Annotated in this window: 11 protein-coding genes and 1 pseudogene; 8 read left to right on the forward strand and 4 right to left on the reverse strand. The window is 67.9% G+C overall.

The annotated features are described in order from the left end of the window. Both G518_RS37055 and G518_RS39585 read left to right on the forward strand, forming a co-directional pair. A partial coding sequence (locus tag G518_RS37055; protein WP_036596218.1) for a Tn3 family transposase occupies positions 1–219 on the forward strand: 219 nt, incomplete at its 5' end. A gap of 158 nt (positions 220–377) precedes the next feature. Then, entirely contained in the window at positions 378–536 is a 159-nt protein-coding gene (locus G518_RS39585) for a dienelactone hydrolase family protein (protein WP_425414308.1), read from the forward strand. Between the two features lie 46 nt (positions 537–582). On the opposite strand, the gene G518_RS0126025 is transcribed toward G518_RS39585, so the two are convergent. Beyond that, complete coding sequence (locus G518_RS0126025; protein WP_028604986.1) at positions 583–2,301, reverse strand: CocE/NonD family hydrolase; 1,719 nt, start codon at positions 2,299–2,301, stop codon at positions 583–585. 52 nt (positions 2,302–2,353) lie between these two features. Then, the gene (locus G518_RS0126030; protein WP_051237420.1) at positions 2,354–3,373 is read right to left on the reverse strand and encodes a Bug family tripartite tricarboxylate transporter substrate binding protein; all 1,020 of its coding nucleotides are present in this window, start codon (positions 3,371–3,373) and stop codon (positions 2,354–2,356) included. A 258-nt stretch (positions 3,374–3,631) separates the two neighbouring features. Between G518_RS0126030 and G518_RS0126035 the strand changes: the two genes are divergently transcribed. After that, positions 3,632–4,348, forward strand: coding sequence for a GntR family transcriptional regulator (locus G518_RS0126035; protein WP_028604988.1), 717 nt, complete (start codon positions 3,632–3,634; stop codon positions 4,346–4,348). 8 nt (positions 4,349–4,356) lie between these two features. Here the strand turns inward: G518_RS0126035 and G518_RS0126040 are convergent, their stop codons facing one another. Further along, a complete protein-coding gene (locus G518_RS0126040; protein ID WP_051237421.1) occupies positions 4,357–4,614 on the reverse strand; it encodes a type II toxin-antitoxin system Phd/YefM family antitoxin in 258 nt (85 codons plus the stop codon). Between the two features lie 124 nt (positions 4,615–4,738). Continuing rightward, positions 4,739–5,605, reverse strand: a complete 867-nt coding sequence (locus G518_RS0126045) for a TrmB family transcriptional regulator (RefSeq protein ID WP_051237422.1) — start codon at positions 5,603–5,605, stop codon at positions 4,739–4,741. 50 nt (positions 5,606–5,655) lie between these two features. Between G518_RS0126045 and G518_RS0126050 the strand changes: the two genes are divergently transcribed. The 5 genes and pseudogenes from G518_RS0126050 to G518_RS0126070 all read left to right on the forward strand — a co-directional run. Continuing rightward, positions 5,656–6,978, forward strand: coding sequence for a class-II fumarase/aspartase family protein (locus G518_RS0126050; protein ID WP_028604991.1), 1,323 nt, complete (start codon positions 5,656–5,658; stop codon positions 6,976–6,978). Continuing rightward, positions 6,975–7,874, forward strand: coding sequence for an amidohydrolase family protein (locus G518_RS37060; protein WP_084652296.1), 900 nt, complete (start codon positions 6,975–6,977; stop codon positions 7,872–7,874). The genes G518_RS0126050 and G518_RS37060 overlap by 4 nt, the downstream gene beginning before the upstream one ends. Before the next feature lie 23 nt (positions 7,875–7,897). Beyond that, positions 7,898–8,902: a tripartite tricarboxylate transporter substrate binding protein gene (locus G518_RS0126060; protein ID WP_036596220.1), complete on the forward strand. Its 1,005-nt coding sequence runs from the start codon at positions 7,898–7,900 to the stop codon at positions 8,900–8,902. Positions 8,903–8,913: 11 nt separating this feature from the next. Beyond that, on the forward strand, positions 8,914–9,981 hold the full coding sequence (locus tag G518_RS0126065; protein WP_028604993.1) for a maleylacetate reductase: 1,068 nt from the start codon (positions 8,914–8,916) through the stop codon (positions 9,979–9,981). Positions 9,982–10,086: 105 nt separating this feature from the next. Next, positions 10,087–10,275: pseudogene (locus tag G518_RS0126070) on the forward strand (DinB family protein); the annotation flags it as partial. Positions 10,276–10,372 lie beyond the last annotated feature (97 nt).

Genomic DNA, 10,372 nt, shown 5'->3' on the forward strand with positions numbered 1-10,372 from the left:
AACATCGTGATGGCGTGGAATACCTCACAGATGCAGGCGGTCCTGGATCGCTGGTCGAACCGCCGCCAGGTCATTCCACCGGAACTGATCGGGAAGATTGCGCCCACCAGGCTGGAGAGCATCAACTTGCGGGGTGTGTTTCGCTTCCCGGTTGACCGCTATGCTGACCAAATCCTGCCTTCGCGGCCAAATGCATCGATAACTGGCACCAATGGATGAAACCGACCACGGTTTGACGCCACGAATCGCAGATTTGAAAGTGAACAGGAAAGTCAATGAAATCAACGATCTACCAACACCACCTCCGCGCCAGTGCTAGCTTTTCGTACCGTCACTTATTGCACTGAAAACGAGGAGACCCCGCCTACGAGTCGGCGCTGAAGGCGGCGGGTGTGAAGTTCACCGCCTACCAGTACCCCGGCACCCAGCACGGCTTCAACAACGACACCACGCCGCGCTACGACGCGGCGGCCGCCAAGCTGTCCTGGGACCGCACGGTCGCCTTCCTCAAGGCGCATCTCGCCTCCGAAGGCTGAGGCCTTCACCGCTGCGGCAGCGTCGGCCGCAGCGGATCTTGTGCCGTCAAGCCCGCGTGGTCAGCGGCAGCACCAGCCGCGAGGGGTGGGCAGCGTCGCGGAAGATCTTGTGGAACACCGGGCGGCCCACCGGCAGGTGGAAGGCGTCGGGCGGCAGCAGCGCGTTGTGCTCGTCGGCCAGCGGCTCGCTGTTCGACAGCTCCACCACCAGGCGGTGGCCCGGCTTGAAGGTATTGGCGAACGGGTACAGCCGCAGCACATACTCTTCGACCTTGCCCGGCTCCACCGGCACCGCCCGGGTATGCGGGTGGAACGGGTTGCCCTCGGTGGTGCGCTCATCGAGCTCACGGTGCGAGGCCTTGAGGTAGCCGGTCGTGATCAGCTGGCGCTTGCCCGTCGGGGCGGTGTCCCACAGGCGCAGGATGAAGTTGGTATCCGGCTGGTCGATTTGCGCAAAGAGATGCGCGGCGCCGGTGCCGATCATCTCGGTGGCCACCTCGAACTTGTCGGTGCTCCAGGTCAGCATCTCCACCTTGTCGGTCACCGTGAGCGGCGCCTGGTAGAAGCCTTCCGGGGCGGCGTACTCGGCGCCCATGGGTTCGGACTCGGCCGACAGCTTGCCGCGCGGACGCAGGTACAGCGACTGGTATTCCACGGGCTTGGGCGGCCAGGTGTCCGCGGTGATCCGCTCGCGCGAGCCCTCGACGAACACGCTCACCGCCGGCTCGTCCATCACGCCGTTGTCGATGCCCTTGATCCAGTAGTCGTACCACCGGAACATCTTGTCGTGCTCCTCGATGAAGGGGCGCGACTGCATCGGCGGGTACGGGCCGATGTCCAGCTTCTTGGGGCCTTTGAGCGCGTGGAACAGCTCGATCGTGCCGTCCAGCGTCCAGCCGCGGCCCTGGTCGAGCTGGATGTACACCGGAATGTCGATGTTCTTCGCCAGGTTGATCGGGTTGCGCTCCTCGTACCAGGGGCCGTCGACTTCGTTCATCACGATGTCGAACCAGGCCTCGTGGTTCTTGGGGTAGTTCAGCACGTGCACCAGGTTCGGCCAGGCGGCGACGTCCGGGTCCTGCAGGCGCTTGGCCACGAGTTGCTTGAGCTCCTCGGGGCTGTATGTCTCGATCATGCGCGACTTGACGCGGTCGGTGAACGCCCAGCCCGAGTCACCGCCCCGCCCTTCCCGGGCGGCACGCGGCATGAACCACATCACGCCGCCGTGGTAGGTGGTCTCGTAGAAGTCGTAATGCCCGCCGCTGACGAAGATCGCCTTCAGGCTCGGCGGGCGCTCGGCCGCGGCCAGCACCTGCATGGAGCCGAAGTACGAGATCCCAACCATGCCGACCTGGCCGTTGCACCAGGGCTGCGCGGCGACCCATTCGATGAAGTCGTAGGCATCCTGGCCCAGCGAGACGCCGCCCGCGTTGTAGTTGCCGATGTGGTCGCCACCCGAATCGCCCGAGCCGCGCACGTCGCCGATCACGTGGACATAGTCCTCCTTGACGATGCGGGCGATGTCGCCCGCCTCGATGCAGCCGTCCCACATCGGGCTGGGGCGGCGCTGCGGCGGCGTGGTCAGGGCCAGCGCCTGCAGCTCCTTGCCGTACGGGCTCAGCGCCACCAGCGCCGGGCGCGGCTTGTCATCGGGGCCGTGGTAGGCATCCGCGGCCATCTCGACGCCGTCGCGCATCGGAACGCGCAGGTTCTTGCGGATGGAAATCGGCTGGCCGCCGGCGTTCCACTGGATGAATTCAGTCATGGGTGTGCAATCAACTCGTCAAAACTTCGATTCAGAAGAAGGCGCGAGGCCTTCAGTCGACGGTCACACCCAGGCTCTTCACGACCGTGCCCATGCGGGCGTACTCGCGCAGCACCAGTGCGCTGAAATCCTCGCGCGACATCGTCTGCAGCACGATGCCGCGGTCCGTCATGCGCTTGTTGAACTCCGGATTCTTCAGCGCGGTCTGCACGGCGCCATGCAGGCGGTTCAGGCGATCGGCGGGGGTTCCCTTGGGGGCGAACATGCCGTCCCAGCTGAACATCTCGTAGTCGGGCAGACCGCTCTCGGCCAGGGTCGGCACCTTCGGGAACGCGGGCAGGCGCTTCTTCGTCGTCACGGCCAGGGCGCGCAGCGCACCGTCGTTGATCTGCGGCGCCAGCACCGGGGTCACGTCGATGAAGAAGGAGATGCGCTGGCTCAGCACATCGACGATGGCCGCTGCCGATGCCTTGTAGGGGATGTGCGAGACCTCGATGCCGGCCTGCTGCTGGAACATGGCGCAGGCCAGGTGCGAGGCCGTGCCGTTGCCGCCCGAGGCGCAGGTGAGCTTGCCCGGGTTGGCCTTGCCGTACGTGATCATGTCGCGCACGCTCTTGTAGGGCGAGTCCTTGGGAACCACCATGGCCAGGCCGGTCGTGCCGAACAGCGCCACCGGCTCGAAATCGTTGATCGAGAAGCCCGTGCGCTTGTACAGGAAGTGGTTGGTGCCCATCGTACCCATGGTGCCGAACACCACGGTCTGGCCGTCGGGGGCGGCCTTGGCGGCGAAGGTCGTGCCGATGTTGCCGCCGGCGCCGGGCTTGTTGTCCACGATGATCGGCACGTTCAGGATCTGATTGAGCTGCAGGCCATACAGGCGGGTCAGCGTGTCGCCACCACCGCCGGCCGAAAACGGTGCGACGAAGGTGATCGGGGCCGTCGGCCAGGCGTTGTCGGCGGCCGCGAACGACGGCGTCAGCGACGCCGAAGCGACCACGCCGGCCGCCAGCAGCTTGCACGCCTTCGTGCCCATGGATTCAAAAAATTTTCCAGACTTCGATGTCGTCGACATGGCAGTTCCTCAGCCTCAGGTTGATGGTTCGAAAGGACTTAATGCATGCATTTTATCAGTCGAATCTGGAAAATGGGCTTTATATCCGCGAAATCAGGGGGCTGACCTCATCTTTTTGCACGCATTGAATTCTGTTGGACGCTCCCGTAAGCGCCCCTCCCTGGCCGACTCGGGCCCGCTCGCGCCAGCTGCCACGCACGGCAGACACGAGCTGAAAATGCATGCAAAATTGCACGCAAACGAAACCCCGCTGCAGCCATGGCCACCCAGACCCATTCCGTCGTCCACGAGATCAAGCGCCGAATCATCTCGGGCCAGTACCAGTCCGGCGAGCGCCTGCTGGAGTTGCAGTTGGCCGAGGACCTGGGCGTGTCGCGCACGCCGATCCGGCTGGCCTTCGAGGAGCTGACCAAGGACGGGCTGCTGGAGCGTCTGCCTACGCGCGGATTTCGCGTCAAGTCCTTCAACGCCAAGGACCTGAGCGACGCCATCGAGGTGCGCGGCACGCTCGAGGGCATGGCGGCGCGCCTCGTCGCCGAGAAAGGCATGAGCCGCGAGGGGCTGCAGGTGCTTCACGACTGCCTGGACGAGGGTCGGCATCTGCTCGCGCAGGCGCGGGCGGCGGGCCAGACGCTGGACATGCGCTGGTGGATGGACATCAACGCCAAGTTCCACGCGGCCTTGCTGCAGTCCGCCGACAGCCAGCCGCTGAAGGACGCCATCGACTTCATCTCGAAGATCCCGATGGCCGCGGCCACGGCCGTGAGCGTGCAGGGAGTCGCGCCTCAACTCGAATACGAGTTCATCGCCCGCGCCCACCAGGACCACTGCGACCTCGTGACCGCCATCGAGCAGCACGAGGGCGCCAGGGCCGAGTCCATCATGCGCGAACACGCCCGCAAGACCCGCGACAACAAGCACCGGCTCTTGGCGGGGTTCTCGGGGCTGAGGGATGCGCTGGCGGTGATTCCGTAGAGGCGGGGCTACACGGCAGCCGCGACCGGATCCACGTGCAGGGCAGTCGCATCCCGCTCCAGGTCGAGCCCACCCGGGAAGGTCAGCAGCAGGTCTGCGAACGAGGGCGACTCCTGCGGGTAGAGCTTGCGGACATCCTTGACGGGCACGATCACCGCTGCAGGTCGCCCGTGCCGCTTAATCGTCGTCGAGCGGCCCTGTTCAGCCGCCTCGATCAAAGCCGACAAGCGCGCCTTTGCATCCCGGACCTGAACGTTTTCCACCATCGACTTCGCATGTGACTACATGTGGTGATGCTAGCGACGATGCTCCCGACGCGCAAGCGCGCTGGACCCCCGCAGCTGGCGGATGATCCTCCCCGGCGCCCGGGATCGCGCCCCGGCGCAGCGTTCATCGGGCCGTGCCGCGCATGTGGGGCGGCTGGTACTTGCGGCGCAGCTTGGACAGTCCGGGGCCGAATGCCTCGTCGAGCTGGTCGCCGAGCTTGGCATAAATTTCAACCAGCAGGAATTCATGCAACAGCAGTGTCTGCACCACATGCACGATGGAGCGGTTGCGGGCGTACGAGGCCGTTGAGGGCTGGCCCGCGGGGTGGTTGGCGATCACCATGCCGGAGACGTCGGTGGTCATGGTGAACATCTCGGTGTTAGGCCCGCGGAACATTTCCGAGTGGCCCTCGTGCGGCAACACCTTCATGCGGGCGTGCACCTCGAGCTCCTCGACCGCTGTTCCGAACGCCACGATCAGCACCTGCACGCCGCGCTCACAGGCAGCGCGCAGGCGCTCCAGGTGCGGCTCGATCAGGTACCTGGGCGACTTGATCCATACCCGTTGCGCGGCCTGGTCGATCAGCTCGTCCACCTTCTTGCGTACCGCCTCCACCCCCTCGCAATACCACATGAAGGTGTCGGGGCTGGGAACCGACAGGGCCGCCACCTGCAGGGCCACCTCGTCGCAGAGCAGCGCCGTCTGGTGCGCGATCCCGCTGAAAAAGTCTTCCGGCGCACGCGGCGTGTAGCGCACGGGCGACTCGCTCACGGCCTCGATCGCGCCCTTCTGCTCGAGCGAGCGCAACACCGTGTAGGTGTTGGCTCGCGGCAGCGCGGCGCGCTTGGCCACGGTGTAGGCGGTCGCGGGGTGGTCCTGCGTCAGCGCGAGATAGGCCCGCGCCTCGTGGTCGGTGAAGCCCAGCCGGCGCAGGGCCGGCAGGAGATCGTCTGGGGTGTGTGAGGACATGTCCCGATTGTCGGAGGTCATTGTGGCAAATTTACGTTGTAGTAAATGCTACTGCTACAATCATTGCAACCATGAAGTCCCCTTCCGCCTCGCCGCGCACGATGCGCGACATCTTTTCCGCCCGGTCCACGGTGGCCCGGTACATCGAATTCGAGATCGCCCTGGCCCAGGCACAAGCAGCGTGCGGGGTGATCCCGCAAAGGGCCGCCGAAGGGATCGCCGCGCATGCCCGTCCCGAGGCGGTAGACCTGGCGGCCCTCGAGCGCGCCACCGGCCGCTCTGGCTTCCCGGTCGCGCCGTTCGTGCGCCAGCTCACCGCGGCCTGCGGCGATGCGGGGGCCTGGCTGCACTGGGGCGCCACCACACAGGATGTGCTGCTGAGCACGCGCGCACTGCAGGTCAACGAGGCCCTGCCCCGCGTGGAAGCAACCCTCCTGCGCATCGTTCACCGCCTTCGCGAGCTGGCGCAGGAACACCGCGACACGCCCATGGCCGGCCGCGGCTTCGGCGGCCATGCGCTGCCCATCACCTTCGGGCTCAAGGTCGCCAACTGGCTCGTGCCGTGCACCCGCCACGTGGTGCGTGTGCGCAGCCTGTGCCAGCGCCCGGTCGAAGGCGAGTTCGGCGGTGCCATGGGCACGCTGGCCGCCTTGGGAATGGCGGGGCCGGCGGTGCAGGCCGGCGTCCTCGAGCGCCTCGGCCTGGCCGTGCCGGCAGCCTCCGCCTCCAGCGCGCGCGACGCGGTGGCCGAAGCGCTCCAGTTCCTCGCCCTGCTCACCGCCAGCCTCGCCAAGATGGCCCAGGACATCGCCCAGCTCTCTTGGACCGAGATCGGCGAAGTGGCCGAACCGCCGTCCGGCGGCCGCGACACGTCGAGCACGCTGCCGCACAAGGCCAACCCGGTCTATAGCTGGCAGGTCATGACGTCGGCCACGCTGGTGCAGCGCAACGCCGACCTCATGCTCACCTCGATGCGGCAGGAGCAGGAGCGCTCGGGACACGGCTTCCTGGAAGGCCTGGCGGTGCCCGAAGCCTTCATCGAGGCCGAGGCCTGCCTCGACACGCTGGCGCGCGTGCTGGACGGCCTGCAGGTCGACACGGCCCGCATGCGCCGCAACCTGGACCTGACGCAGGGCATGGTGGCCAGCGAGGCGCTGCAGATGGTCCTGGCCGGCGCGATCGGGCGCCTGGCCGCCCACGACCTGCTGCATGAAGCTTGCGAGGCCGCCGCGCGCGAGCACCGGGCCCTGGCCGATGTGGTGGCCGACATGCCGGGCGTCACCGCCCACGTGCCGGCCGGGCAGGCACGCGAGCTGCTCGATCCCGCGCGCTACCTGGGCATGGCAGGCCTGCAGGTCGACCGCGCCGTGCGCGCCGCGGAGGCCCTGCAATGAGCGCGGCGCCGCCCCAGATCCCCGACTGCCTCGGCCCGCGGCCGGCAGTCACGGTGCCGAGCTGGCGTCCCCCGGCGGGCTGCTGGGACACGCAGTTCCACGTGCTCGGGCCCCAGTCGCGGTTCCCCTACCCGCCCCAACGCCACTACACCCCCCCGGATGCGCCGCTCGACGCCTGGCGGCGTATGGCGTCCTCGCTCGGCATCGACCACGGCTTCGTCATCCATGCCAATACGCAGGGACCGGACAACGAGATCTACCTCGATGCCGTGGCCCAGGCCCCGCAGGACCTCGTGGCCGTGGTGCGGCTGGACGCGGGCACGAGCCCTGCCGAGGTCGAGGCCCTGCACCGCCGTGGCGCCCGCGGGATGCGTTTCGGCTTCAATCGGCAGCACACCGCGGCGGGGCTCGACCCCGACGTGGTGCGCCACGCGATCGACGTCTCACGCCACCTCGGCTGGTTCGTCCAATTGCACTTCGACGGTGCGCAGCTGCCGCATCTGGTCGACTGGATCGGCGGGCTGGACGTGCCCGTCGTGATCGACCACCTGGGTCGCGTCGATGCTACCGAGGGCCTGGACGCGGCGCCGCAGCGCGCCCTGCTGCAGCTGGCCGAATGCCGCCACGTGTGGGTCAAGGTCTCGGGCTTCGACCGGGTATGCCCGCCGGGCGCCGGCTACGAGGCCGTGGCCCCGCTGGTGCAGCGCCTGGGCGACACCGCGCTCGACCGGCTGGTGTGGGGCAGTGACTGGCCCCACACCGGCTGGTTCCGCCCCGAGCACATGCCCGACGACGGCGCGCTGTTCCAGGCCTTCCTGGACTGCGTCCCACGCGAGGAAGACCGCATCCGCATCCTCAAGACCAACCCCCTGCGCCTGCTGGCGCGCAACCCCTGAAAAACCTTCGAGAAGGACACGACATGCCCACCATCGCTCTTCCCCGCCGCGCCATCACGGTGCTGCTCACCGCCGCCGGCCTCGCCGCGACGGGCGCCCTCGCCAACACCCCCTCGGCCGCGGAGATCGCCGCCTACCCCAGCAAGCCGATCCGCATCGTCGTGCCCTACACGGCGGGTGGCTTCAACGACGCCCTCGCGCGCGCGATCGCCGCGCAGATGCAGGCGTCGATGAAGCAGGCCGTGATCATCGACAACCGCGCCGGCGCCGGCACGGTGACCGGCACCCACGCCGTGGCCCGCGCTGCGCCCGACGGCTACACGCTGCTGGAGATGCCGGCAGCCTTTGCCATCAACGCGGCCCTGATGCCCAAGCTGCCCTACGACTCGATGAAGGACTTCTCCTTCATCACGCTGGTGGCCAAGGCGCCGTTCCTGTTGATCAGCAATCCGTCGTTTCCGGCCAAGACGGTGCCCGAGCTGGTGAAGCTGGCCAAGGCCAAGCCGGGCAGCCTGTCTTACTCGTCCACCGGCAACGGCGGCAATGCGCACCTGATGGGTGAGATGCTTAAAGGCATGGCCAACATCGACGTCCTGCACGTCCCCTACAAGGGCGCGGGCCCGTCGATGAATGACCTCATCAGCGGGCAGGTGCAATACAGTTTCGCCACCTACGCTGCCGCGAGCGGATCGATCAAGGCGGGACGCCTGCGTGCCATCGCGGTGACGAGCAAGGAGCGCTGGAGCCGCATGCCCGAGCTGCCGACCATCGCCGAAGCCGGTTACCCACGCTACGACGCCATTGGCTGGTGGGGCTTCGCCGCCCCGGCGGGCACGCCGGCGCCGATCGTCGAGCGCCTGCAGCGCGAAATCAACAAGGCCCTGGCCTCGAAGGAAGTGCGGGCGTACCTGGAGCCCGAAGGCGTCGAGGCGGTCGGCTCCACGCCGGCCGAGTTCCGCCAGCACCTGCAGGCGGAGATCGCCGAGTACCGCAAGGTGATCAAGAGCGCCGGCATCCAGCCGGAGTGAGGGGGTTGACCGTGCATCCGTTCATCCACCAAAGCCATGCCGCCCGCGTCGTCTTCGGCGCCGGCGCCCTGGAGCATCTGGCGCGCGAAGTGGCGCTGCTCGGCGCGCAACGCGTGCTGGTGCTCAGCACCCCGGCGCAACGGCAACAGGCCGAGGAGGCCGCCAGCCGCCTGGGTGAGCGCGCGGTCGGTGTGTTCGACCAGGCCGCCATGCACGTGCCCGCTGCCATCGCGCGCCAGGCCTGCGAGCATGCCGCCGCGGTCGGTGCCGATGCCACGCTTGCCTTTGGCGGCGGCTCCACCATCGGCCTGGCCAAAGCGATCGCGCTCGAGACCGGGTTGCCGATCCTGGCCGTGCCGACGACGTACGCGGGCTCGGAGATGACGCCCATCTACGGCATCACCGAAGGCGGCCTCAAGAAGACGGGGCGTGACCTGCGCGTGCTGCCGCGCACGGTCATCTACGACCCGGAACTCACGCTGGGCCTGCCCACGGCGATGTCGATCACCAGCGCACTCAACGCAATGGCCCACGCCGCCGAGGGGTTGTATGCGCAGGACAGCAACCCGGTCACCAGCCTCATGGCCGAAGAAGGCCTGCGCGCGCTGGGCCAGGCCATCCCGGCACTGAGCGCCGACCCGCAGGGGATGGAGGCGCGCGAGACGGCGCTGTACGGCGCCTGGCTGTGCGGCTCGGTGCTGGGCAGCGTGGGCATGGCGCTGCATCACAAGCTGTGCCACACGCTGGGCGGCAGCTTCGACCTGCCCCATGCCGAGACCCACTGCGTGGTGTTGCCGCACGCCCTGGCGTACAACGCGCAGGCCGCCCCGCGCGCCATGGAGCGCATCGCCCGTGCGCTCTCGCAGGACGATGCCCCGTCGGCCGTGTTCAACCTGGCGCGTGCGCACGGCGCGCCGACCTCGCTGCGCGAGCTGGGCATGGCCGAGGCTGACCTCGACCGCGCGGCCGCGCTGGCCTGCGAAAACGCTTACTGGAACCCGCAGCCGTTGACGTACGACGCCATCCGCGCCCTGCTCGGCCGGGCCTGGGCCGGGGCCGCGCCGCAAGCGCACTCCTGAACGGCGACAGGCACCCGCTGCCGCAATTCCGGGCTATGCTGGGCCAGGCCCGTTTCGGCCCCAGCAGAGCCGGGACGGATGAACGGCCGTGGTTTGTGAGGGTGCCTGCCGATGCCTGAGCTGATCCAACGTTTCGACGCGGTGCGCCAGCGCACGCAGCAACTGGCCGAGCCGCTCTCGGCCGAGGACGCCTGCGTGCAGTCCATGCCCGATGCCAGCCCGGCCAAATGGCACCTGGCGCATACCACCTGGTTCTTCGAAACCTTCGTGCTCGGGCAGGAGCCGCCGTTCGACCCGGGGTCTCCTCGTTTTCAGTGCAATAAGTGACGGTACGCAAAGCTAGCACTGGCGCGGGGGTGGTCTGGGTAGACCGTTGATTTCATTGACTTTC

Source organism: Ottowia thiooxydans DSM 14619 (assembly GCF_000422885.1).
In the GTDB taxonomy this organism is placed as follows: domain Bacteria; phylum Pseudomonadota; class Gammaproteobacteria; order Burkholderiales; family Burkholderiaceae_C; genus Ottowia; species Ottowia thiooxydans.

Excerpts from the sequence above, each read along its gene's own strand:
- G518_RS0126025 (WP_028604986.1), bottom strand. The coding sequence starts at position 2,301 with ATGACTGAATTCATCCAGTGGAACGCCGGCGGCCAGCCGATTTCCATC.
- G518_RS0126030 (WP_051237420.1), bottom strand. The coding sequence starts at position 3,373 with ATGTCGACGACATCGAAGTCTGGAAAATTTTTTGAATCCATGGGCACG.
- G518_RS0126035 (WP_028604988.1), top strand. The coding sequence starts at position 3,632 with ATGGCCACCCAGACCCATTCCGTCGTCCACGAGATCAAGCGCCGAATC.
- G518_RS0126040 (WP_051237421.1), bottom strand. The coding sequence starts at position 4,614 with ATGGTGGAAAACGTTCAGGTCCGGGATGCAAAGGCGCGCTTGTCGGCT.
- G518_RS0126045 (WP_051237422.1), bottom strand. The coding sequence starts at position 5,605 with ATGACCTCCGACAATCGGGACATGTCCTCACACACCCCAGACGATCTC.
- G518_RS0126050 (WP_028604991.1), top strand. The coding sequence starts at position 5,656 with ATGAAGTCCCCTTCCGCCTCGCCGCGCACGATGCGCGACATCTTTTCC.
- G518_RS37060 (WP_084652296.1), top strand. The coding sequence starts at position 6,975 with ATGAGCGCGGCGCCGCCCCAGATCCCCGACTGCCTCGGCCCGCGGCCG.
- G518_RS0126060 (WP_036596220.1), top strand. The coding sequence starts at position 7,898 with ATGCCCACCATCGCTCTTCCCCGCCGCGCCATCACGGTGCTGCTCACC.